Origin of the sequence: Pseudomonas sp. LS1212, from assembly GCF_024741815.1 — a bacterium.
GTDB lineage: Bacteria > Pseudomonadota > Gammaproteobacteria > Pseudomonadales > Pseudomonadaceae > Aquipseudomonas.
The window spans coordinates 264,545-288,007 of sequence record NZ_CP102951.1; the positions used below are offsets into that span (position 1 = coordinate 264,545).

24 protein-coding genes and 2 pseudogenes are annotated in these 23,463 nt (G+C 59.2%); 21 read left to right on the forward strand and 5 right to left on the reverse strand.

The features are described from left to right. Window positions 1-93 precede the first annotated feature (93 nt). The 3 genes and pseudogenes from NVV94_RS01280 to NVV94_RS01290 all read right to left on the reverse strand — a co-directional run bounded on the left by NVV94_RS01280 (window position 94) and on the right by NVV94_RS01290 (window position 3,348). Window positions 94-582 carry a histidine phosphatase family protein gene (locus NVV94_RS01280; RefSeq protein ID WP_258445464.1) on the reverse strand — a complete coding sequence of 163 codons (489 nt, stop codon included), beginning with the start codon at window positions 580-582 and terminating at the stop codon, window positions 94-96. A 227-nt stretch (window positions 583-809) separates the two neighbouring features. Further along, window positions 810-2,129: pseudogene (tnpC, locus tag NVV94_RS01285) on the reverse strand (IS66 family transposase); the annotation flags it as partial. Window positions 2,130-2,478: 349 nt separating this feature from the next. Further along, the gene (locus tag NVV94_RS01290) at window positions 2,479-3,348 is read right to left on the reverse strand and encodes a DNA-binding response regulator (protein ID WP_258445465.1); all 870 of its coding nucleotides are present in this window, start codon (window positions 3,346-3,348) and stop codon (window positions 2,479-2,481) included. A gap of 416 nt (window positions 3,349-3,764) precedes the next feature. Here NVV94_RS01290 and NVV94_RS01295 point away from each other — a divergent pair, with 416 nt between their 5' ends. The 14 genes from NVV94_RS01295 to NVV94_RS01360 all read left to right on the forward strand — a co-directional run bounded on the left by NVV94_RS01295 (window position 3,765) and on the right by NVV94_RS01360 (window position 16,578). Further along, window positions 3,765-3,968, forward strand: a complete 204-nt coding sequence (locus NVV94_RS01295; RefSeq protein WP_258445466.1) for a Flp family type IVb pilin — start codon at window positions 3,765-3,767, stop codon at window positions 3,966-3,968. A 24-nt stretch (window positions 3,969-3,992) separates the two neighbouring features. Further along, window positions 3,993-4,511, forward strand: coding sequence for a prepilin peptidase (locus NVV94_RS01300; RefSeq protein ID WP_258445467.1), 519 nt, complete (start codon window positions 3,993-3,995; stop codon window positions 4,509-4,511). A 15-nt stretch (window positions 4,512-4,526) separates the two neighbouring features. Further along, window positions 4,527-5,861 carry an AAA family ATPase gene (locus NVV94_RS01305; protein WP_258445468.1) on the forward strand — a complete coding sequence of 445 codons (1,335 nt, stop codon included), beginning with the start codon at window positions 4,527-4,529 and terminating at the stop codon, window positions 5,859-5,861. A gap of 12 nt (window positions 5,862-5,873) precedes the next feature. Then, the gene (cpaB, locus tag NVV94_RS01310; RefSeq protein ID WP_258445469.1) at window positions 5,874-6,689 is read left to right on the forward strand and encodes a Flp pilus assembly protein CpaB; all 816 of its coding nucleotides are present in this window, start codon (window positions 5,874-5,876) and stop codon (window positions 6,687-6,689) included. A gap of 68 nt (window positions 6,690-6,757) precedes the next feature. Then, a complete protein-coding gene (locus NVV94_RS01315; RefSeq protein WP_258445470.1) occupies window positions 6,758-8,275 on the forward strand; it encodes a type II and III secretion system protein family protein in 1,518 nt (505 codons plus the stop codon). 15 nt (window positions 8,276-8,290) lie between these two features. Beyond that, a complete protein-coding gene (locus NVV94_RS01320) occupies window positions 8,291-8,563 on the forward strand; it encodes a hypothetical protein (protein WP_258445471.1) in 273 nt (90 codons plus the stop codon). A 7-nt stretch (window positions 8,564-8,570) separates the two neighbouring features. Beyond that, window positions 8,571-9,917 (forward strand): TadE/TadG family type IV pilus assembly protein, encoded by a 1,347-nt coding sequence (locus tag NVV94_RS01325; RefSeq protein ID WP_258447593.1) that lies wholly within the window; start codon window positions 8,571-8,573, stop codon window positions 9,915-9,917. A gap of 9 nt (window positions 9,918-9,926) precedes the next feature. After that, window positions 9,927-10,397 carry a TadE family protein gene (locus tag NVV94_RS01330; RefSeq protein ID WP_258445472.1) on the forward strand — a complete coding sequence of 157 codons (471 nt, stop codon included), beginning with the start codon at window positions 9,927-9,929 and terminating at the stop codon, window positions 10,395-10,397. Then, window positions 10,397-10,900: a TadE/TadG family type IV pilus assembly protein gene (locus NVV94_RS01335; RefSeq protein ID WP_258445473.1), complete on the forward strand. Its 504-nt coding sequence runs from the start codon at window positions 10,397-10,399 to the stop codon at window positions 10,898-10,900. Before NVV94_RS01330 ends, NVV94_RS01335 begins: the two co-directional genes overlap by 1 nt. After that, window positions 10,894-12,111, forward strand: coding sequence for an AAA family ATPase (locus NVV94_RS01340; protein ID WP_258445474.1), 1,218 nt, complete (start codon window positions 10,894-10,896; stop codon window positions 12,109-12,111). Before NVV94_RS01335 ends, NVV94_RS01340 begins: the two co-directional genes overlap by 7 nt. Before the next feature lie 3 nt (window positions 12,112-12,114). Next, entirely contained in the window at window positions 12,115-13,554 is a 1,440-nt protein-coding gene (locus tag NVV94_RS01345; protein WP_258445475.1) for a CpaF family protein, read from the forward strand. Next, window positions 13,551-14,537: a type II secretion system F family protein gene (locus NVV94_RS01350; RefSeq protein WP_258445476.1), complete on the forward strand. Its 987-nt coding sequence runs from the start codon at window positions 13,551-13,553 to the stop codon at window positions 14,535-14,537. The genes NVV94_RS01345 and NVV94_RS01350 overlap by 4 nt, the downstream gene beginning before the upstream one ends. 27 nt (window positions 14,538-14,564) lie before the next feature. Further along, window positions 14,565-15,533 carry a type II secretion system F family protein gene (locus NVV94_RS01355; RefSeq protein WP_258445477.1) on the forward strand — a complete coding sequence of 323 codons (969 nt, stop codon included), beginning with the start codon at window positions 14,565-14,567 and terminating at the stop codon, window positions 15,531-15,533. A gap of 1 nt (window position 15,534) precedes the next feature. Then, window positions 15,535-16,578, forward strand: coding sequence for a lipopolysaccharide assembly protein LapB (locus NVV94_RS01360; RefSeq protein WP_258445478.1), 1,044 nt, complete (start codon window positions 15,535-15,537; stop codon window positions 16,576-16,578). A gap of 14 nt (window positions 16,579-16,592) precedes the next feature. Here NVV94_RS01360 and NVV94_RS01365 read toward each other — a convergent pair. Next, window positions 16,593-16,942: pseudogene (locus tag NVV94_RS01365) on the reverse strand (DNA-3-methyladenine glycosylase family protein); the annotation flags it as partial. Between the two features lie 750 nt (window positions 16,943-17,692). On the opposite strand from NVV94_RS01365, the gene NVV94_RS01370 reads away from it, so the two are divergent. The 7 genes from NVV94_RS01370 (at window position 17,693) to NVV94_RS01400 (ending at window position 21,976) form a co-directional block, all read left to right on the forward strand. Then, window positions 17,693-19,063: a site-specific integrase gene (locus NVV94_RS01370; RefSeq protein ID WP_258445479.1), complete on the forward strand. Its 1,371-nt coding sequence runs from the start codon at window positions 17,693-17,695 to the stop codon at window positions 19,061-19,063. 56 nt (window positions 19,064-19,119) lie between these two features. Further along, window positions 19,120-19,821: a hypothetical protein gene (locus NVV94_RS01375; protein WP_258445480.1), complete on the forward strand. Its 702-nt coding sequence runs from the start codon at window positions 19,120-19,122 to the stop codon at window positions 19,819-19,821. A 95-nt stretch (window positions 19,822-19,916) separates the two neighbouring features. Continuing rightward, on the forward strand, window positions 19,917-20,192 hold the full coding sequence (locus NVV94_RS01380) for a helix-turn-helix domain-containing protein (protein WP_258445481.1): 276 nt from the start codon (window positions 19,917-19,919) through the stop codon (window positions 20,190-20,192). Then, window positions 20,192-20,536 (forward strand): hypothetical protein, encoded by a 345-nt coding sequence (locus NVV94_RS01385; protein WP_258445482.1) that lies wholly within the window; start codon window positions 20,192-20,194, stop codon window positions 20,534-20,536. Before NVV94_RS01380 ends, NVV94_RS01385 begins: the two co-directional genes overlap by 1 nt. 4 nt (window positions 20,537-20,540) lie before the next feature. Then, window positions 20,541-20,708, forward strand: a complete 168-nt coding sequence (locus NVV94_RS01390; RefSeq protein WP_258445484.1) for a hypothetical protein — start codon at window positions 20,541-20,543, stop codon at window positions 20,706-20,708. After that, on the forward strand, window positions 20,705-21,526 hold the full coding sequence (locus NVV94_RS01395) for a hypothetical protein (RefSeq protein WP_258445485.1): 822 nt from the start codon (window positions 20,705-20,707) through the stop codon (window positions 21,524-21,526). The genes NVV94_RS01390 and NVV94_RS01395 overlap by 4 nt, the downstream gene beginning before the upstream one ends. A 24-nt stretch (window positions 21,527-21,550) precedes the next feature. Beyond that, window positions 21,551-21,976: a hypothetical protein gene (locus NVV94_RS01400; RefSeq protein ID WP_258445486.1), complete on the forward strand. Its 426-nt coding sequence runs from the start codon at window positions 21,551-21,553 to the stop codon at window positions 21,974-21,976. Window positions 21,977-22,281: 305 nt separating this feature from the next. Here NVV94_RS01400 and NVV94_RS01405 read toward each other — a convergent pair whose 3' ends face one another. Next, window positions 22,282-23,241: a hypothetical protein gene (locus NVV94_RS01405; RefSeq protein ID WP_258445487.1), complete on the reverse strand. Its 960-nt coding sequence runs from the start codon at window positions 23,239-23,241 to the stop codon at window positions 22,282-22,284. Window positions 23,242-23,463 lie beyond the last annotated feature (222 nt).

The following is a 23,463-nucleotide window of genomic DNA, read 5'->3' on the forward strand; positions in this document are numbered from 1 at the left end:
TGAGAAAGCTCTTCATCGTTATTCCCGCGAACGCGGGAATCCAGATGCCACGGAGTTCCTGGACCCCAGCGTTCGCAAGGGTGATGAATCTCCCTAGGATTTCTTTGGATAGTCGAGCGCCACTTGTGCGGGCTTGATCTCGCCGATTTCTGACCACGACTTCGCATCGAACCTGAACTCGGCGACGGCGCACGTTGGCATGTCGGTGATCTCGCTGGAGAGCCGCTGCGCGAGTTCGACCAACGCGGGGTTATGGCCAAAGATCATCACTGACTTCAGCCGGTCGCCCAGCGTGTGGATGACCTTGAGCAGGTCATCCGCCTCGACGGCATACAGCCGATCGTCCACGACTATGTCCTTGCGCCGGTAATCGAGCTTCCTGGCGATGATCTCCGCCGTCTCGAGCGCACGCACGGCCGGGCTCGACAGGATCAGATCGGGCTTCAGATCGCGCTTGGCCAAGCGCTCACCGATCTTAGGCGCATCGCGTCTGCCGCGATCGTTCAATGGGCGGTCTTTGTCGGGCTGCGCAGCGTCATCCCAACTCGACTTGGCATGGCGAATGAGAAATAACATTTTCATACCGCCTCCGGTATCCGCGGAAAGTCCGACCAAAGGGGTCGTAGTGATTAATCTAAATTAAATCATCACACCGCCTTATCGGGGCGCTCCCCCTGTAAGTATCTCGTGCTGGTCTTCGATTTTGTAGGTTGCGGGGCTCCGTGTTGACGTCGCCCATTACAGGTTTTTGTGGTGGATTCATGGTATGCGATCCATGAACCCCACATACTCAAAGATACTTGCCTCGTTTACCGTGGCATCTCTGGCGAGCAGTTCCACGGCAGTAAGGCTTCAAAGTCCTCTACCGACTCCGCATGCGGCAACCGCTCCAGTACGTGGCGCAGCCACGTATAGGGCTCCTGGCCGTTGACCTTGGCGGTATCGACCAAGCTGTAGATCTGCGCACTGGCGCTAGCACCTTTGGGCGTATCGCTAAACAGCCATGCTTTACGACCGATCACGAACGGCTTTATCGCTCTTTCGGCGGCGTTGTTGTCGATCGGTAAAAAACCGGCCTCCACATAACGTTCCAGGCGACTCCAGTTGCTGGCCAGATAACCGACAGCCTTGCCCAGCACACTTTGCGAAGTGACCTGCGGCTGCGTTTTTTCCAGCCAGCTTTTCAGCTGGACCAGGATCGGCAGGCTCTTTTCCTGACGACCGATAAAGCGTTGCTCATCACTGCTGTCCTTGAGTTCACGCTCGATGCCGTACAGGTTGTTGATCATCGTCAGTGCTATATCGGCGCGGCCCGTCTTGCCTTTGGGCTGTACTTTTTGTGCGTCGACGAACTTGCGTCGCACATGGGCCATGCACGCCAGCCGTTCAACACCTGGCTGCATGCCCAAGGCGTTATAGCCGGCGTAATCGTCGGTCATCAGGTAGCCGCGATAATCGGCGAGCAGGCGCAGCGGTACCTCCTGCGCGCGGCTGGTGGTGTAGTCAAACAACACTACTTTTCGATCCAGTGGCCCACTGGCTTGCACCCACATCCAGGATTGACTGGTCGGGTCTCGATCCGGCTCTTTAAGCACCTGAACGCGGGTTTCATCGCAGTGGATGACCGGGCTTTCCAGCAACCGATCGCGCATTACATTCAGCAACGGTTGTAAGTACTCGCCGCACTGGATGACCCAGCGTGCCAGCGTCTGTCGTGGGATCTCTACACCGTGTCGGCTCAGTACCGTCTCGAAGCGATGTAATGGCAGGCCGTCGACATACTTGGTGGTCAGCAGCATCGCCAACACGCTGGGGCTGGCCATGCTCTTTTCAATCAATTGAGCCGGCTTGTCAGCGGTGACCGGGGCCGTTTCACAGCCACGGCAGCCGTAAACTTTGCGGATGTGTTTGATCACCCGGATTTGCATCGGCACGATCTCCAGTTGCTCGCTGGTTTCTTCGCCGATGGTGTGTTTGCGGCAACCGCAGGTGCAAGTCAGTTCGTGCTCGGGCAGTTCGTGGATGACTTCGATCCGAGGCAGATCGGCCGACAACGGCTTGCGCTTGCCACGGCGCAGCGTTGGCGCAACGGCTTCCTCTTCAGGGTCATCGACAAAAAGCACCGGATCGAACACAGCCACTTTGATGTCTAGCTCGACCAGGGCGGCCAGGCCATCAATGGATTTTCGGAAGTCCACTGGCTTGGGGTAGAGGTAGACTTTTTCGACTTTTGCGTCGGGACGCATCATGAGGGGCTGGCTCCAGAAAGATATCGGAGCACAGCATCCAACATCAAATTGCGGCTTTGAATGTGGGGTTCATGGCGTGGTTACGAAGCAGGTGAGGGGGCTTCCATGGTGTTCTACCGTGTGGCGCGATCAGTTGTGCGCTCAGGTCAGGCTGGCCACAGGTCGAGAAAACTCCGGGTCTTGCGGTTAATTTCGATTCTGCGCCGGTGGGGGGCAATGTCACTTCGCATCAGCCACCGAGGCTAAGTACCAGGCTATCCAGTATTGGCGCATTTGAACCTTTCAAGAATGCTGCTTCGGCGACCGGCTCTCCGAGCTGGCGGGCCTGGCGATACTCGCTGGGCGTGCAGTTGGCGAACTGCTTGAAGGCGCGGGCGAAGTAGGAAGGGTCCTTGAAGCCGGCCTCATAGCCGATGCTGGTGATGGGCATCTGGCTGTTGGCGAGCAAGTCCATGGCGAAGTTCATGCGCTTGCTCAAGATGTAATCCAGGAAGCCAAGGCCGTTGACTTCCTTGAATAGGCGGCTGAAGCGAAACGCGGTCATGCCGCAGCGCTGCGCCAGTTCCTTTTGATCGATGCATTCGCGAAAGTGCTGGTCGATGTACGGCATGACCTTGTCGAGTGCCTTGTGCTTGTGGTGTTCGCTGGTCAACCGAATGCTGTCCGGCAGGGAGGGGAAATGATCGATTTGCTGCGCCTTGCCCTGACTTCTGGTGTTGCGGCGTAGCTCGCAAAGCTGCGTCAGGACATTGAGGTAGCGACTCTTCTCGCTGGTTGTGAGCGGCAACACCAGGTATTCCCATACACGCGAACGCATGGCCCAGACTGCCAGTTCTTCGGAGTGCTGCACTGTGAGCATGGTGATCGGGATGCCAGGAGAGTTGCGTTTTACCTCCAGCAGCAGGTTGAGGCTCAGAGTGTCGGGGCGATCGAAATGCATGCAGATCATGTCTGCCTGCTGGCGTTCGGAATGTGCGGCCGCCTTCGCCAGTTTGCAGTCACAGACATGACTGAACTGTGCCATGAGTGCTTCGGTGGAGCGATCGTGTGTCAGATCGAACCATAACAACAGCGGCTTTCTGCTCAAGTTAGACATCATGACTTAACCTGCTCCTGGCGCGTTTCCCTACGCACAGCAGTATTGTCAAAAAGCCATCACCGTGTTGATTAATTTAGTTATTAAAATTAGATAATTTTTTTCGTTGTGTTCTATGCGTTGTCTGAACCCTGATTCTATGCGGGCTCCCAGCCTTTTTACGGCGTCTGAGGAGGAAGACCGCTCGTCGCTTAGGAAGCAATTGCAGAAGCATTCGCAAGCCCTTCTTTGATTTACGCTTTTCCTCTTTTCCCGTAGCGGCCTTCGCACTTTTCACTGTTTTGGCAATGACAGCAAAAAAGTCCTAGCGATGCGCAAAAAACTCCTAACCCCTCTTGGCCCCCCTGACTAGGGTTCCAAACAGGTGGTGCAACAAGCACTGGCCGGGAAGCAAAAACATTTCTAGTGAGGTGGGCGAAATGACTCTGCAAGCAATCAAGGCTTCGGTTCTGAAATTCGTCAAAGACGAGGATGGCCTGACCATCGTGGAATACGCGGTGGCTGGGGGGTTGATTACCCTGTTCGTAGTAGGCGCTTTCCAAGCATTGGGTGGGGCAGTTCAGACGAACATCAATGACCTGAAAGGCGCTGTTGAAAAACGCGGCGGCACTGCTACCCCTTAATTAAGCCCCATGGGGGATGCAGCAATGTCAGTAGAGAGCCTGTTAGGCATTGTCGTGCTGATAGCGCTGTTGGGCATTACGGTGGTGAGTGATCTTCGTCACCACCGCATTCCCAACGTCTTGATCTTGTTGGGGTTGGGTCTGGGGTTGGCCGGTCAGGCTTATTCTTCAGAAAAAATCGGCCTGGGCTATGGATTGCTAGGTGTGCTTATTGGCTTCGCCATATTTCTCCCGATGTACGTCCTGGGGGGGATGGCCGCCGGTGACGTCAAGTTAATGGCAATGGTTGGCGCTTTTCTCACTCCGCACGACGCGCTCTGGGCCGCGCTTTTCAGCCTTATTGCTGGTGGTCTGTGCGGGTTTTTGATCGTGCTGGTGCGTGGACAGGTGCAACAGACCTTAGGGCGCTATTGGCTGATGTTGAAGTTAAGGGCTTATTTGGCTCCTGTGGCGGATGAAGTGGCAGGCAAGCCTTTCCCTTATTCGGTCGCGATCCTGTCTGGAACCCTGATCAGTCTTTTTTGGCAACCGCTAGGCCTGTAGCCCGGGAGGCTAATAATGTACGCACTCAGTGACAGTGGTGCCTATGCCAGTGATCGGGAAGCTGTACAACGCCTGGCACCACAGCCGCGTACAGTCCGCGAGACGGGCCTCGCGGAAAACTTTCTCGGTGATCTGGTGTGCAAGCACCTGCACGATGCCGGTGTGCTGGACCTGTCGCGACTGGTGGAGCGTCTGGCGCTGACTGGCGCGGTGGTGGAAGAGGTCCTGGCCTTTCTGCGCAAGGATGGCCGCGTCGAAGTGCTGGGCCAGGCAGGTATGCAAACGGGAGGGCAGGCGCTGCGTTACGGCTTGACCGAACGCGGCCGCAGTGCCGCCCGCGATGCCCTGTCGCGCAGCGGCTATATCGGCGCGGCGCCCTTTCCGGTGAGTGCCTACCGTTCCCTGCTCAAGGTGCAGACCATCCACCATGGCCGCATCAACGCGCACGACATGCGCACGGCCTTCGCTGGCGTAGTGCTCGCCGAGGGCATGCTCGACCAATTGGGTGTGGCGCTGAACTCCGGGCGCGCCATCATGATTTATGGCCCTGCCGGCACCGGCAAGACCTATGTCAGCAGCCGGTTGATTCGCCTGTTCGCCGAGGCCATCTGGGTGCCCCATGCCATCGTGATCAACGAGTCGGTGATCGAGATTTACGACCCCCAGGTACATCAGCGCCTGGAAGATGATGGCCAACAGAATAACCTGTTGCTCAATGAAGGGATCGATCGTCGACTGCTGCGGTGTAAACGCCCGATTGTAATCACTGGCGGTGAATTGAGCATGGAGCAACTGGATGTTCGCTTTGACTCCAGCACCCGTCAGTACCAGGCCGCCCTGCAACTCAAGGCCAGCAATGGCCTGTTCATCATCGACGACATGGGCCGCCAGCGTATGGCACCGGCCGAGTTGTTGAATCGCTGGATCGTGCCGATGGAAGAGAAACGCGACTTCCTCAATCTGGGCGGCGGGCGCCATTGCGAGCTGCCGTTCGATCTGGTGCTGGTGTTCTCCACCAACCTCAACCCCCTGGAACTGGCCGATGAGGCCTTCCTGCGGCGCATTGGCTACAAGCTGCAATTCAGCTACCTGAAAGCTGATGAGTATGAGCGAATCTGGCGTCAGGAATGCGAGCGCCTGGGCCTGGCGTACGACCCGCTGCTGTTGCGCTATGCGCTACAGGCGCTCTACCAGGCCGAAGGCATGCCGCTGGTGCCCTGTCACCCTCGCGACCTGCTGAGCATGGCGCTCGACCGACAGCGCTACCTGGGCGGTAGTGGCCCGCTGTCGGCGCAGGAGCTGGAATGGGCCTGGCACAGCTATTTCGTCCAGCTCAACTTTCTTGGATAAGGAGATACCGACATGAGCGCTCGTACTCTTACCCTGGTTGCCGTGTCCCTGACCCTGGGGCTTGGCGCCGCCTGGATGGCCAACAGCTGGCTGAATGGACGGCTCAATGCCGCCCCGGATGACAACCTGCAGAACGTGGTGGTCGCCACGGTGGAGATTCCGTTCGGGCAGATGGTCGAGGCCCAGCAAGTCGCCATCGTGCGCATGCCCAAGGATGCGGTGCCCGAAGATGCCTTCGACAGCAGCGAAAAGGTGCTGGGCAAGATCGCGACCTTCGCCATGCTGCGCGGCGACATCCTGCGCGGCGCGCGCCTGGCTGAGCACCTTGGCGGCAGTACCCTGGCCTCGTTGATCGCCCCCGACAAACGTGCCATTTCGGTGCGCGTGGACGATGTGGTCGGGGTGGGCGGGTTCCTGTTGCCGGGTAACCGGGTCGATGTGCTGGCGACCAAACGCAGCGATGGCAGCAGTAATGACGCCGAGTCCAGGACCATCCTCGAGGACTTGCGGGTATTGGCCGTGGACCAAACGGCGGGTACCGACAAGACCCAACCGGTAGTGGTGCGCGCCGTGACCCTGGAGATGTCGGCCAAAGAAGCGGAGACCCTGGTCAAGGCACAATCCGAAGGGAAGTTGCAACTGGCATTGCGCAACCCGCTGGATATCCAGAAACAGTCGGAAGCTGTTGCAGCCGTCGCGCCGGTCAAGGCCGCGCCGCCAACAGCCAAACCACAACCAAAGCCAAAGCCGGTGGCACATCGCAGCAGTGGCGGCGGCGCGGTCACCATTATCCGCGGGACTGAAGTCGAGGTGGCAAAAGTAAGGTAGCAAGGCGGCAGGGGCACCCGGATACCGAACCTTCGGCAGGAATAAGATCACCAAGCAAGGAGTAGTACATGGATACTTTGCAGAGACTAGGGGTGTACCTGTTGTACGGGCTGGGTGCGGGGTTGCTGTTGGCTACCGCGGCGCAGGCTGAAGAACCGAGATCGGGATTCAGCTCCATGCCGGCGGCCAACGCCAATACTATCCAGGTGCCAATCTACAAGTCGCGGACACTCAGCACCCGTGCAGGGGTCAAGAGAATCTCTGTCGGCAACCCGAATATTGCCGACATTCTCATCACCAGCCCGACGCAACTCTACCTGCTCGGCCGCTCTCTGGGCAGTACCAACGTGTTGCTGTGGGACAACAGCAACCGCCTGATCGAGAGCCTCGACCTGGAGGTCGTGCATGACCTCGGCGGGCTCAAGAGCAAACTGCACCAGTTGTTGCCCGAGGAGAACATCGAGGTGTTCAGCGCCCAGGGCGCGCTGGTATTGCGCGGCCAGGTCCGCAGCGCCGCCGCCATGGACACGGCGATGAAAGTCGCCAAGACCTATGCCGCGCAAACCTCGAGCGTCGTACAAGGCAAGGGTGAGGCCGCTGCGTCGGCACCGACCCAGTCGCTGGAGGTGATCAACCTGCTCAGCGTCGGTGGCAGCCAGCAGGTGATGCTGGAAGTCAAAGTGGCGGAGATGCAGCGCAGCCTGGTCAAGAACCTCAACGTGCGCTTCAACGCCCTTGATTTCGGCTCATCCAGTCGCTGGTCCGGAGGGGGCTTCAACAATGGCCAGGGACTGGGCCTGACCCCCGGCGGTGGGGCGGTCATTTCGCCCGGTTCGCTGATCGGCGGCGGCAAGGGGCTGTTCGCCCAGTTCCTGTCCGACGAGTTCCTCTTCAACGTGGTGCTGGAAGCTTCCAAGGACAATGGTTCGGCCAAGGTATTGGCGGAGCCTACCCTGACCACCCTGACCGGGCAGCAGGCGGAGTTCATTTCCGGTGGCGAGTTCCCAATCCCGATTACCGAGGATGATGGCATCACCATCGAGTACAAGGAGTTCGGTGTCGGCGTGAAGTTTCTGCCGGTGGTGCTCGATTCCGGACGCATCAACCTCAACCTGAATGTCTCGGTGAGCGAGCTTTCCAATGTCAATTCGCTGGTGCTCGATACGGGCCTGAACAGCATTCTGGGCGACGGGGTCACCCAGGTCATCCCTTCCTTGACCAAGCGCAGCGCCGAATCCACCGTCGAACTCGGCAATGGCCAGACCATCGCCATCGCCGGCTTGATCAGCGAGAACACCCGCGACTTTGTCAGCCGTTTTCCCGGGCTGGGTGACCTGCCGGTGCTGGGGCATCTGTTTCGCAGCCAATCGTTCATCAATGGTGAAACCGAACTGGTGATCCTGGTGACGCCGCACCTGGCCAAGCCGGTGGATGCCAGGGCGGTGCGCTTGCCCACCGAAAAATTCGTCGAGCCAAGCGACCTGGACTTCTACCTGCTCGGCAAGACCAAGGGCCGTGAGCCCGGGCGCCCGGTCCCTGTCAGCCTCGGGGTCAGCGGTGGCAATTTTGGCCATGATCTGAACTGATCGGAGATAACCACCATGAAATCCATGATTGCGTTCTGTGCGCTGCTATCGGGGTTGTCCGGCTGCATGTCGTACGAAGAAGGGCGGGTTGGCACGCTGGGCTACAGCGTCTACCAGACCCATTACCAGCAGATCGCCGATAAGGAAGTGGCCGCCAACCCGGGTACCGAACTTCCCCCGGCGGGCCCCGACGGTCCATTGCTGGAGAAGGTGATGAATGGTTACCGGGGGGCGACTGGCGATGCGACGCAGGTCGGCCAGCCGATCCAGATCAATATCGGCCAGTGAGGGCATGATGAAGACTCCCCGAATTCAACGGACGTTCACTGCGCTGCCAGGCCAACAGAGGGGGGCAGTGACCGTACTGATAGTGATCGCCCTGGCAGCGATATTGATGATGGCGGCGTTGGTGCTGGACGGGGGCCATATGCTGTTGAACAAGACTCGTCTGCAGAACGCCGTGGACGCCGCCGCCCTGAGCGGGGCCAAGACGCTGAGTCAGGTGATGGGCGCTGGCAATGCTGCGAGCACGACGCGCGCTGCCGCGCTCAATACCCTGAAGGAAAATGCCAATGCCACGGGCAACAAGGAACTGGCGACGGCAATTGGCGGCAAGCCTGAAGCATTCGCCGTGGTGGAGTTGGCAGACAATGTTTATGGACCTTTCTCTTTCCCCGGGCCGGCCAATGCCAACTATGTGCGGGTCTCGGTAACGAACTATTCCCTGGCGGGTTTTTTCTGGAACTTTGCCCAGTCATTCGGCACAGGCGCCGCGGCGACCAAGGCAGTGGGGGCAATCGCCACCGCCGGGCCGAGCCCGACCAGCCCATGTGATCTTGCGCCGCTGCTGGTCTGTGGCAATCCGGCTCAATACGATCCGGATGCCGGCATGTTCTGGGGGTATCGCTTCGGTGATCTGGAGGTCTTGAAGTCAGCCGCCAAGAACAACGATCCCATTGGCCCCGGCAATTTTCAGTTGCTCGATTTTGGCGCGGGCGGCAAGGACGTTGGCGAACTCATGGCCGGCGGCGGCTCGGTTTGCCGCAATGTCGGCGACAATGTCGACACCAAGCCTGGCAACACGGTTGGCCCTTCCGTTCAAGGGTTGAATACGCGCTTCGGCGACTACTCCGGGTCGTTCAAGGGTTCGGACTATCCGCCGGACCTGGTGACTAACTTCGATAAACCGCTGATGAAGTACAACGACAAAAGCTCGCCGCAGCGGGTGGAGTACCAGGGCCAACCCGTCACTTCGAGCAATGGCCACCTCGCCACCGCCAGCGCGTCGCTGTTCGACTACAACGACTACGCCGAGCGTTCTGCCGCGTGTGTCGCAGGCGGGGGTGGGGGTTGCCAGGCAAAGGGGGTCTTCGAGCGGCGGATACTGAAAATCGTGGTGGGCAACTGCGCGGGGAAAAATGCGGGTGCATCCTCGATCCCCGTCATCGGTTTTGGCTGTTTCTACGTGGTGCAGCCGGCCGAACATAGCGGTGGGGATTCGCAAATCTTCGGCCAGTTCGTCAAGCAGTGCGAAGGCGACAACGTTCCCGGGCCCATGCCGAAGAGCGATTCCGGCCCGCAGATCATTCAGCTCTACAAAACCTTTCTCAATGGCAGCGGCACACCGAGCACCGACTCCTAGGAGGGTGTCATGGAACTTCAAAGGTTCAAACGTGCACAGCGCCAGCAGGGCGTGGCAATGGTCGAGTTCACGATCGCCCTGCCGCTATTGTTGCTGGCGTTGCTGGCCTTCGGCGAGTTCGGCCGCATGCTTTACCAGTACAACAGCTTGCTGCAGGCCAGCCGTGATGCCGCGCGTTTCGTCGCCGGCCAGGCCTGGAACTCGACCCTTGGCAGGGTCGAGGTGAGTGCAGATCTTGAGTGCATGACCAAGTACGTTGCGGTGCACGGTGCGCCCACTAAGCCGCCCTGCAGCCAGCCGGGAATTCCGGCCAACACTACTGTGCAGGTTTCAAAGGTGGCAGGCACTGACGACCACGTGCAGGTGAGCATCAGTTATAACTTCTCTCCACTGATTGCCAACGGCATTCCTGCCTTTATCGGGGGCGGGGTGGCGCTGAACTTCCCGTTGGTCGCCACCACCGTGATGAGGGCACTGTGATGAATCGCAGAGGCATGCAAGGGGTGTACGTGGTGGAGTTCGCCATCATTGGCCTGTTGATGTTCACGCTGTTGTTCGGGGTGCTGGAAATGGGCCGTCTGTACTTCACCGTGAACGCCCTCAATGAAACGGTGCGTCGCGGCGCGCGTCTGGCGGCGGTGTGCAATATCAGCGACCCGGTAGTCTTGCGCCGAGCGATCTACAACACGGCAGGGGACAAGGGCGCCAGCGGTCTTATCGCCAACCTGGACACCTCGGACCTGATCCTGACCTATCTGGACAAGGACGGCGGGCCGGTAGCCAGTCCCAACGATCTTGTCAGCGCCACCGGGTTCCGCGCCATCCGTTATGTTCGGTTAACCCTGGAAAACTTTAAATTCGACCTGTTTATTCCAGGGTTTGGCGTGCCCATTACCCTGCCAGTATTCAGGGCGACCTTGCCTCGCGAAAGCCTCGGGCGTCATTCCGAGGCGGGTGTAGTACCGGAGATCACGCCATGCTGAATCTTAGGGAGCCTTCTGTATCTGTTACGTCCGGCAAACCCGGCCTGCGCCTGCTGATCAGCAGCCGTGACGCCGCGGCCTTGCGTCACCTGCAAACCCTTACCCAGCGCGTACCCGGCCTGGAGGTGAGCGCGCGCCTGGTGAGCAACGGGCACACAGACCCGCTGTACGGCCTGGAGCGGATGCCCGATCTGTTGCTGTTGCGCGTCAGCCACCTGTGGCGTGAGGAGCTGGCGGCACTGTTGCAACGTCCGGCCCATGAGCGACCGCCCCTGTTGGTGTGTGGCCTGCTGGACGAGCAGGAGGGCATGCGCTTGGCGATGCAGGCCGGCGCCCGTGACTTCCTGCCGGAGCCAGTCGTTGCGACAGAGTTGGTCGACGCCCTGGGTCGCATGGTCATGGAGACCCAGGCCGGCGGCGGGGCAGCGGGGAAACTGATCGCGGTAATGAATGCCAAGGGCGGTTCCGGTGGCACATTACTCGCCTGCAACCTGGCTCAGCAGCTCAGCGTCAAGGGCAGCACCCTGTTGCTGGATCTGGACCTGCAATTTGGCAGCGTGTCGCATCACCTGGATGTGGCGCAGTCGCACAGCCAATTGGAGGTGTTGCAGCAAATCGATGAGTTGGATGGTGTGGCACTGCGCGGTTTCTGCAGCCATTTCAGCCCGACCTTGCATGTGCTCGGCAGCCGGGCCAGTGAGCTGTGCCTGCCGCAGGATGTCCGGGCCGAACAACTCGATGCACTGCTGCAGTTGTCTCGCTCCAGCTATGACTGGGTAGTGGCGGACTTGCCGCGGCAAATCGATCACATCACCGCTTCTGTGCTGGAGCAGGCGGACAAGGTCTACGTCGTGGTGCAGCAGAGCGTCAACCATCTGCGCGATGCCAGTTCCCTGGTGCGCATTCTGCGCGATGACCTGGGCGTGCGTGGCAATCAACTGCAGGTGGTGGTCAACCGCTACGACAAGGCGGCGGCGATCAGCCTCAAGGATATCGGCGAGGCGCTGCGCTGCACGAATATAGTGAAACTGCCCAATGACTTCAGCGTCGTCAACCAGAGTCAGAACACCGGCGTGCCATTGGGCCTGCAAGCACCACGGGCAGCGATCACCACGGCGCTGCGTGGGTTGACCGAGGAGTTGGTCGGCAATCAGGTGGACAGGGATCCAGGATTGTTCAAACGCGCCTTCAACCGTGTTTTTCGGGGGTGAACCATGCTTAGCGAGTTCCGTAACCGCTTGCGCAAACAGGCCGGCAACCTCGACACATCGCCGCCCAATCAGAATGGCGACCTGCAGGACCCGGCAGAGGCGTTGATGGCGTGGGAGCATTCAGCGCCGGACATTCCTTACGAAACCAGGAGCCAGGTCACGCTGGTGGAAGCCGAGTGGCGGGAGAAAACCTACCAGCAACTGCTCAAGGTCATGGACCTGTCCTTGCTCGACTCGCTCGAGCAGGCCGAGGCCGTGCGCCAGATCCGCGATATTTGCCAGCGCCTGCTCGATGAACATTCGGCGCCGGTGAGTTCTGCCAGCCGCCAGCTGATCATCAAGCAGATCACCGACGAAGTACTTGGCCTTGGCCCCCTGGAGCCGTTGCTGGCCGACCACAGTGTGTCCGACATTCTGGTCAACGGCCATGATTCGGTGTACGTCGAACGCTTCGGCAAGCTGCAGCGCACCGACGTGCGTTTTCGCGATGACCAGCACCTGCTGAACATCATCGATCGCATCGTTTCCAGCCTGGGCCGGCGTATCGATGAGTCTTCGCCTTTGGTCGATGCCCGGCTCAAGGACGGTTCGCGGGTCAATGCGATCATCCCGCCGCTGGCCATCGACGGGCCGAGCGTCTCGATCCGCCGCTTTGCGGTGGACCTGCTCAATACCGATAGCCTGATCCAGACGGGTACCCTGACGCCGGCAATCGCCTTGCTGCTCAAGGCGATCGTGCGTGGGCGCCTGAACGTGCTGATCTCCGGCGGCACGGGCAGCGGCAAGACCACCATGCTCAATGTGCTGTCCAGTTTCATTCCCCATAACGAGCGGATCGTCACCATCGAGGATTCGGCCGAGCTGCAACTGCAGCAGCCGCATGTGGTGCGCCTGGAAACACGGCCTTCGAATATCGAGGGGCGTGGCGAGGTAGGCCAGCGTGAGCTGGTGCGCAACAGCCTGCGGATGCGTCCGGACCGCATTGTGATCGGTGAGGTACGCGGCGCCGAGGCGCTGGACATGCTGACGGCGATGAACACCGGCCACGATGGCTCGCTGACCACGATCCACGCCAACACCGCGCGCGACGCTCTGGGCCGGATCGAGAACATGGTGTCCATGTCCGGCGCTACGTTCCCGATCAAGGCCATGCGTCAGCAGATCGCATCGGCCATCGATGTGGTGATCCAGCTGGAGCGTCAGGAGGACGGCAAGCGGCGCCTGGTCAGCGTGCAGGAGATCAACGGCATGGAGGGCGAGATCATCACCATGACCGAGATTTTCTCTTTTGTCCGCAATGGCCTGGGCGAGCAGGGCCAGGTGCTCGGCGACTATCGGCCCAGCGGCATGGTCCCGGCCTTTCGCGATGAGTTGGCCAAGCGCGGCATCGAATTGCCGCTCGCGCTGTTCAGGCCGGAATGGATGGAGGGGCGTCAGCCATGAACCAGATACCCGGCGAATATATCCTGATATTCCTTGGCATGGTGTTCGTTGCCGTGTTCCTCCTCAGCCAGGGGGTAGTGGTGCCGGTGTTCGGCGAGGCGGGCAAGATGCGCAAGCGTATCCGCGGCCGTCTCGTCATCCTGGAGCGGGCCAGCCAGCTGCCGAACATGCAGACCGTGCTGCGGCAGAAATACCTGACACGCTTGTCGCCACTGGAGGCCCGGCTCGAGCAATTGCCCTTCATGGCTACGCTGACGCAGATGATCGAACAGGCCGGGCATGAGTACCGGGCCTATCGGGTACTGCTGCTCGGGTTTGTTCTGGCTGCGGCTGCTGGGGCGGCGGCTTGGCTGTTCTTACCTTACTGGTGGCTGGCGCTGGCGGCGGCCTTCGTGGCGTTCTGGCTGCCGCTGCTGAAAATCATCCATGACCGCGGCAAGCGTTTCGCTAAGTTCGAGGAGGGCTTGCCGGATGCGCTGGAAGCCATGTGCCGGGCCTTGCGCGCCGGGCATCCGTTCAATGAAACCCTGCGCCTGGTGGCCGATGAACACAAGGGGCCGGTGGCACATGAGTTCGGCCTGACTTTCGCCGACATCAACTATGGCAATGATGTGCGCCGGGCCATGCTCGGCCTGCTGGAGAGGATGCCGAGCATGACGGTGATGATGCTGGTGACCTCGATCCTCATTCATCGCGAGACCGGCGGCAACCTGACCGAAGTACTGGAGCGCCTGAGCAGTCTGATCCGGGGGCGTTTCCGCTTCCAGCGCAAGGTCAGGACAATGTCGGCCGAAGGGCGAATGTCGGCCTGGGTGTTGGTGGCCATACCCTTCGTTCTGGCGGGGGCGATCATTCTCACGAGCCCCGACTATTTGACTTTGCTGGTCAAGGATCCCGTCGGGCATAAGCTGATCATGGCGGCTTTTGGCTCCATGTTGGTCGGGATTTTCTGGATCCGCAAAATCATCCGGATCCAGGTTTAAGCAGTTCTCGCAAGGGGGACGTTGGTCATGGACTATTTGCTCGGGCTGTTGAGTCGGGTGACGGACAATGAGGCACTGGCACGCCTGTTGGTCGTCGGCGCGATCGGGATGAGCACGGTACTCGCGGTCATCACTGTGGCGTTGCTGTTGTTGGGGCTTCAGGACCCGTTGCAACGTCGTCTTGCATTGATCAAGCGCGGCCATTCCAGCGGTGCGGCCGGACGGGAGGCGCCAGGCAACCTGCAGCTACTGCTGGAACGGGTCGGTCAGCGCTTCGGCTCGTCCGCGACGGCTCAGGCATCGGCCACCCGAAGCCTGTTGACCCACGCCGGTTACGGCTCGTCGTCAGCGGTACAGATGTACTGGGCGGTGCGCTTGCTGTTACCGCTGATGCTGGTCGGTATTGCACTGTTGATATTGCCACTGGTTCCCAAGCTTTCCCTGACCATGGGCATAGGTGTGGTGCTCATGGCGGCTGCCGTCGGGTGGCTGCTGCCGGCAGTGTATGTCGACAAGCGCAAGAAGGCTCGGCAGGGTCGGTTGCGTGCCGCCTTTCCCGATGCCCTGGACCTGATGGTGGTTTGCGTGGAGTCGGGCCTGGCCTTGCCCCAGGCTATCGAACGCGTGGCCGATGAAATGGCGGTCAGCCAGGCCGAGTTGGCCGAAGAACTGGCCCTGGTCAATGCGCAAATCCGCGCCGGTATTTCCAGCGCCGAGGCGCTCAAGCAACTGGCCGACCGCACCGGCCTGGAAGACATACAAGGCCTGGTCAGCCTGTTGGCGCAGAGTATCCGCTTCGGTACCAGCGTGGCCGATACCTTGCGCATCTATGCCGAGGAGTTCCGTGACCGGCGCACGCAGGCCGCTGAAGAAATGGGGGCGAAAATCGGTACCAAGCTGATTTTCCCACTAATCTTCTGCCTGTGGCCGAGCTTCTTTCTGGTAGCCATCGGCCCGGTGATCATCGGGATACTTAGAACGTTCGGGAAGCTATGACATGAACAGGATCAGTTTGCTGTTGACCATGACGGCCGTGCTTTCGGGGTGTCAGAGCATGGGGCCGGAGTTGAACGGGGGGCGTTCAATCTACGCCGGTGGCAATTCGGTGCTCTATCAGGTCCAGACGCAGAGCAGCTCGCCCGATCAGGCGATGCAGGTCGCTGCGATGGCTTACCAGGCAGGTGACCTGGACCAGGCACTGTTCCAGTACCTGCGCGTCCTTGAACTGGCACCCAAACGCTATGCGGCCCTGGTCTGGGTCGGCCGCATCCACCGCGAACGCGGCAATAGCCAGCTTGCCGAGATGGCCTTCACCGAGGTACTGACCAATGATCCGGGCAATCTCGATGCCCTGACGGAAATGGGCCTGCTGAGCCTGGCCACGCGTAATCATGAGCGCGCAAAGGAGTTGCTGTTGCAGGCGGTCGCCGTGGACCAGAAACGCTTTGGCAATGGCCAGGACAAAAGCCTGCCAGGGGCGGCTGAACTCAAGGTCGACAGCAAGTCGCCGCTCAAGGCCTACAACGGGCTGGGGGTGCTCGCGGACCTGCGGAACGACTTCTCCGAGGCCCTGGACTATTACCGTCTGGCCGAGCTCATCGAGCCGCATTCAGCGCTGGTGCAGAATAGCCTGGGGTACTCCCATTACATGGCCGGGCAATGGCCGGAAGCCGAGCGCATGTACCAGCGTGGTGTGAGCTACGACGCGTCCTACAAACCGCTCTGGCGCAACTACGGGTTGTTGCTGGCTCGCATGGCGCGTTATGAGGAAGCCGTCTCTGCCTTTGAACAGATCGAAAAGCGTCCTGAAGCCAGCAATGATGTCGGCTATGTCTGCCTGGTGGAAGGCAAGCTGGATGTGGCCGAGCAGTTCTTCCGCAGCGCGATCGAGCAGTCACCGGGGCATTATGCCGTCGCCTGGGAAAACTTGAACAGGGTCCAGCAGATTCGGCAAATCCGGCAGCTGCGCGGCAATGAGCCGATGCTCGAACCAGTTGCATCGGGCCCCGTCGTGCAAGTGACAACGGCATCGGTCCCTTGATGGAACCGGGTGCTTCAACGGGCCGGCGCCCGCCACAGATACCAGGCCGCTACCGTCCGCCAGGGACTCCAGGGCCGCGCCGTCTCGATCATCTGCTTGCGCGTCAATTGCGCCTCCAGCCCCTTGAAGCGCCGATAGCCCTCACGCACACCGAAGTCGTCGCCGGCAGGATTTTTATGCATTCGAGGGTATAGATCAGGAACATTTCCACGGTCCAGCGACTGACACCGCGTAGGGTGGTCAGCCGCTCGATCAAATTCTCGTCATCCATCCGGGCGGCTTCTGCATAGGTTGGCGCCAGCCCTGAGAGCGAGGCCTGGGCGATGCCTTGAATGGTCGGCAATTTGGTGGCTGAGAAACCGCAGCGCTCAACAGTTCGGCTTGTGGGGCTTCATGGCCAGTGCTTAGAAACCAACCGCACAGACCTTGCCAGCGCTCCCTCCAAGTCCGCTGATCTCGGAGTTGGGCATTTGTTTGGGTCGCGGTAGGAATGGCAGTCACCTGCCGCCCCCGACTCATCAACGTATAGCAAGTGCATCCGCTGCCCCCCAAAACGAAAGCAGGCCGCACAATGGCGGCCTGCAAGGATTAGGTAAGCCAGGAGAGAAAAAATCCCAACGCGCCGCAAAAAGGTCAGCGCATCCCGACTTAATTGAAACTATACATCGTCGCGCCTGACCAACCAAGGCTTGAGGAGGGCGCGCTCAACATGCGCCGCATGTCTTCGGCTGCTGCGACTGGAGTCGTCGGAAACGTGCACAACGACCACGCCGGCCTGATCGAGAAAATCGCTAACCCCCTCGTCTAACACTTATCGGCCGAAGACCGCCGCCTAACAGACACGGTATAGACACGAAAACCCACGTCCAACAAAAAAGACTTACCGCTTTCACGGTAAGTCTTTGTTTTGTATGGTGCCGGCACCAGGAATCGAACCCGGGACCTACTGATTACAAGTCAGAGGGCTCGACGATACCCACTGATTTACGAACCTTATCAGCCTATACAGAGTGAGGCTTTCAGCCTATTCTTGCCTTTACGGGGTTACACGAAAATTCACCATTTTCGACCTGAAACGTAACCCCAGCGTAACCCCGTAATTGGCGAGGAAGACATGAGCAGCGAAAGCCATATCTCATTCAGCAAGGAACGACTGACCGCATTGCCGACACCTGAGGCCGGCAAGCGCGCCACCTATCACGACACCAAGATTCAGGGCCTACAGCTTCGAGTGTCGTTCACCGGCATCAAAACCTTTTCCGTCTATCGCCGCATGAAAGGAGGCCAGCCGGAGCGGGTCACGCTTGGCCGCTTCCCTACTATGACCGTCGAACAGGCACGCAAGCAGGCCACTGCCATCAATGCCGAGATTGAGGCCGGCGCTAACCCGGCAGCCGTTCGCCGCGCCATCCGCGAAGAGCCGACCTTTGCCGAGATGCTGGCCGAGATGCTGGAGAAGAAGAAAAAGCGTGACGGCTCTCCGATCACCGAGCGCACAAAAAAGGACTACCTCGATACCGCACGGCTTCACATGGCGGCCATCGCCAATAGCAAGCTGTCGCATATCACCCGATCCGAGGTGAAGGCGATTCACAGCAAGGTGAGCAAGAAAAGCGCACGCCAAGCCGACAAAGCCGTCGCCATCATTTCGTCGGTCTTTAACTACGCAACCGATCATGAACATTTCAGCGGCACAAATCCGGCCAGCCACATTCAGAAAAACATGGTGGTGTCGCGTGACCGCTTCGCCCAGGCCGCCGAGCTGCCCTATTTGTTCGCCGCCATTGGCGAGTCGAGCTTGAGCGACTTCTTTTTGCTGGCGCTGCTCACTGGTGCGCGTCGCTCGAACGTACAGGCAATGGCCTGGCGCGACCTTGACCTGGACGCCCGTGTCTGGCGCATCGACATGACCAAGAATGGCACACCGCAGAACGTCACTTTATCGCCTGAAGCCGTGGCCGCACTCACGGTCCGCAAGCGCACGACCGGCACATCTCCTTTCGTATTTCCTGGCGAGGGTAAGACTGGCCATCTGGTCGAGCCGAAAAAGGCATGGGCCGCCGTCCTGCTGCGCGCCAGCCTGCGCCGCCTTCTCGACCATCTGGACGGGCTCGGCAAGCTGTCTGCCGAGGAGCGCCAGCAGGCTGACCAGCAGATTACAACCGCGCCAGCCGCCGCAGAGAAGCGTTATCGGTCCATCGCCGCCGCGCTGAAAATCGACCCGGCGCTCTACGACATGACCGACCTGCGCATCCATGATCTGCGGCGCACCCTTGGAAGCTGGCAGGCCAAGACCGGCGCATCACTGGCAATCATCGGGAAGTCGCTCAACCACAAGACCCACCAAGCCACGGCGATCTATGCCCGCCTCGACCTCGACCCGGTGCGCCAGTCCGTCGAGACGGCGACGCAAGCCATGCTAGAGGCTGCGGGGGTCAAGCAGACCGCCTCAGTGGTTTTGATTCCGAACCGTCGCAGCAGATAACCGAACCATCGGCGCAAGTCTGGCCGGCCGCTTACACCAAGTACCAAGAGGATGCTATGAAGTGGAATCAACTGGCGGGCGTTGAGCTTGGGGTGGATCTAGAAAACCCCGAATTCGAAGGTGTTGAGATCGATAAGTACAACTTCATCAGGATTATGGAGCTGTACGAGGAAGGGGAGTCTTCTCTGGATGACTTCGGAAGCGGGTTTGAAATCAGGGGAGATGGCATCTATTTGAAGCTGCCAACTGATCGGGACTGGGCATCCCTGACAGACGCTGAGCGTGCCGTGTTGGCTAGGCACCCCAGAGGAAGGCCAGATAAACCGGTACTCGCCTTCCCATTCACGTTAAGGGAGCTCAAGGTTTTCCTTGATTGGGCAGCGAATGTCGGTCATGACGTGCCCATCCATGAAGAGTCGCTGCTTGAGGTGATTGAAGCGCAGACGACGTGGCGAGCGCCAATTGCCGAGCAGGGTGCTCAGCCACAGATCAAGGGCACACGGCACAAGTCGATACCCCAGCAACGAATCGAGGTGATCCAGCAATGGTTCGATTCGCAGTGCAAATTCACGAAGGACAATCTCAGGACACCGAAAAGCGAATCGGGGAAACCTTGGGCACGCCAAGCCTGCTGGGACTGGTTGAGCGACCAAGGCTACACATCTGAAGGTCGGCTGTTTGGCAACTCAAAAAAAGGCGGCAGCGCCAAAAGCACGGCATTTGCCAAGGCTTGGGACATCTTTATCAAACAGTACTAGCCCCAAAAGTTGGGGCTGGGGGGCTGCTTGTCGTGGGTACGGTTGGTTGCCCGATTCTTTTCTCGTTGTTGTTGAACTTAAACGAGGAACTATCAGTGAACACCCCTAAACCCAACGACATTGAAGCATTCAAAACTGACATCAGCGCAAGGCTTGGTTTCACCCCGGAGAACCCGATCTTCATCGTAGCCCCAGAGCAGGCTGCCTTCGCCATTGACGTTAAGACGTCCACTCTCGCAGTGTGGCGTTCGACCGGCCGCTACAACCTGCCTTACCTCAAGGTAGGCCGCCTGGTGAAGTACCGCATCAGCGACCTTGCCGAGTTCCTGGCCAGCCGCACCGCCAACCATACCGGCGAGGTTGGCGCGTAATGAAAAAGAGCCGCCCCCAATACCAGCAGAGCAGCCCGTCGGAAGGCCAGTCTAGCACCGAAGGCATGAGCAAGATCGCCCGCATTCTGGCCTGTCTGCTGACGGGTACCAGTATCAACCGCTTCGAGGCAGAAGGTCTGGGCGACCATTGTCTGAATAGCACTATTTCCGAGCTGGAAAACCGTCACGGGCTGATCATTGATCGCCATTTTGAGCGCGTCCCGAACCGCTGGGGCGACCCTTGCCAGGTGAAGCGCTATAGCCTGCCGTCCAGCGAGAGCGACAAGGCCCGCAAAGTGTTTGCCTACATGACGCGCCCCACCCGCCCCACCGCTGAGGGCTAATCCAGTGCCGAACATTCGCACCCGCCTGGCCGGGCTGGCCCCGGCTTGTCTGATGAAAGTCTCCGCCTGGCTTTATGGTCACCCGCATGTCGTCGAGCTGCTGACGCTGGCCGCTGTAGTTGGTCTGATCGCACTGGGGGACAAACTGACCAAAGCCTTGGCACTCCAATGACCGTTACCGTCGGGAAATTGCTCAACCGAGGTGTCGAAATCAGTATCGAGCGTGGCAAGCTCGTCATTAGCCCGTCCAGCGGTAAGCCTGTACCTCAGGATTGGTGGGACAAACATTCACCAGCTCTTCTGCGTGAAATTCTGGTCACTCTCGGAATGGATGCATATGAGTATGGCGGTTATTCCACGGGCTTGTATGGTCCTCACAAGGCGGCTGGTGTGACGATCCAGCTTCCGTCGTTTGTAGGTGGCTTGAATACCCACGCCATCTTCAACGCGGAGCTGAATCGTGACCGTAGCACCAAGGCCGGGAAAAAAGGTACCCCTCTGCCGATGGGGCACTTTCGCATTGGTAAGCGCAGCCATCTCTATCGTTTCTGGCAATCAACCGGGCTTCCCCCGCCCAAGCGTCTATCGTCGCTCCATGACTATCTGGGCAACTTGCGGGGCATCCTGTTCACTGCCGACATTGTAGCCGACCGAAAAAATCGGTTGGACGCCGGATCGCTCCGCCCCCTTTCCATCACTGCTGTCGAGGTGCGCAAAGCCTTTTCGCCGGACAACGGACGGACAACTGCCGGACAAGCGACGGACAACTGCCGGACAAAAGCGCCGGACAAGAATTCGGCTCCAGCCCAGCAAAATCGGGGCTTCCAGGCGAAACAAACTGCGTGTACAGAAAACCACGGTAATACGGTAATCAGTACATGCGAGTACACGGTAGATAGTGAACCTGTTGATTCGCGCAAAACACCGCAAGAACAAACAGGCGAGGAGTGGCTGGCTGATTACTCTTCACCCACTAGTGACCACAACTAAGCTGTACACATACACGAGTTGGAAATGGAACTGAAGCTGCGTGCCGACATGCGTCCAGCCGAGAGCAGGCGGCAAACCATAACGCGCATCGCCACCACCCCGGAATGTCTCAACGTCTCGATGCAGACCATCTGCCAGAGCATTGAGCACTCGCAGGTCGTCACCGAGATGGTTGGTGGGTTGTCACGGCAGTCTGCCGCGATTCGCAGCGGTGAAATGTCTCGCGCTGAATGCATGCTACTTGCTCAAGCGCACACGCTGGATGACCTGTTCGCCATGTTGGCCATCCAGGCCCTGACCAGCAACAAGCTTGATGTGATGGAGCGGTACATGCGGCTGGTGCTCAAGTCGCAGAGCCAGGCCAGGGCAACACTGCGCACACTGGCCGAGATCAAGGTGCCCAGGCAGATGGCATTCGTACTACAGGCCAATATCGGCAATCAGGTTTAGGTCAACAATAGTATCCCCGAGCATCCTGCGCGCATGCGGAAAAACAGTGACGCGCAGAACGAACTATTGGAGACAGACAATGGCGAACGACTAGGCAGCCGAGCGACGGGCTCGGCTGGCGGAGTTGATACGGCAACGGCAACCCTGGCAAAAAAGTACCGGGACGAGAAGCCCTAAAGGCAAAGCCCCGTCCTCTCGCAATGCCTGGAAAGGCGGCTTCAGGCATATGATTCGGGCGTTGGCAAAGGAACTGCGGGAGCAGACTATTGCCGCCGAAGTCTGCTGCAAAGCGCTCCACTCTTCGCTCAGTTGGCGAAGATTTGCGATACAACTCCCGACAGTGCCTCGTTTTCAGACTCCGGGAAGCCAAAATGGTCAAACAGGTGATTGACCGCTCCGAAGCCTCGCTCCATGAATCGATAAAAGCTCTCCGGCGGCAGGAATACCTTGCCCGCGGCAATCGGGACGGCGGATGTCAGGCACATCCCCACCAGCTTGATCGAGGATGGAGTAAGGAAGAAAAACCAGAACGGCCAAGCCTGATCGATTCCGCGTAGGTAGCGACATACCTCTGGAATCTCGAAAAGCTCGCGGGTGTCGTTGTCATAACCGGAAATGACCAAGGTTAATTTGCCCTTCCAGCTCCACACATACTGCGGGTCTCGGAGCGGCACCAGCGTCCGCAGAAAGTCCAGTGAGCTTTCCAGGTCGAAGGCTTCTATCTGCTCACGGTGGATGACGAAGATGATGGGTTCTTCACAGTCGTCATCCTCTTCGTGTTCCTCCTCAACCTCGTCTTCGTCGTACTCTTCATCCTCGTCATATTTGGAGTCATTTTTGCCCCAGATATAACGATGGAGGCTCGGACTTTCATAATCCGCGGCTGCAGATAGTACGTCCTTTTTCAGCTTGGCCACGATGTCACTGATATCCAGTGGAGCGCCAGTGGCACCGCCTTCATCCGCATGGTGGTCGTAAATGTAGTCCCACCCCTCATCGGTGACGGCCCATAAAGCCAGCTGGGCATCCCTATCCAACTCTTCTACGCCGGCGCATAGCAGATCCACGATGCTTTCTTCATAGATCGGCCAGTCAAGGGACTCCCCGAGCCGAACCTGTGCGCAAACCTCTTCCCACACATTTGCCAGGCCCGAGTCGCCGGACAGAACTGCGTCCATCCCCTCAAGGACGTTAATAACATCGCTCACCACCTCAATGACTAGACTGGTCGCCCAGGCATCAACGATTTGCTGCTCAATACGCATCGATGATTCCTCTGTGGTGAATCGCGAAATTGCACTTAACCGCCCGTTTGCATTCCACCTGACCCCCCCTTTGCATTCGATCTGACCACCGATTGCATCGGATTTGACCAGCACGCTTCGTAACCATGATAGGCAAAGAATTGCCCATTACTGCCGATGGCTACAGGCAACAACCGGCCATGAACGGCCAGTCGGACCCATGGTGGTCATCGTCCGCAGCGG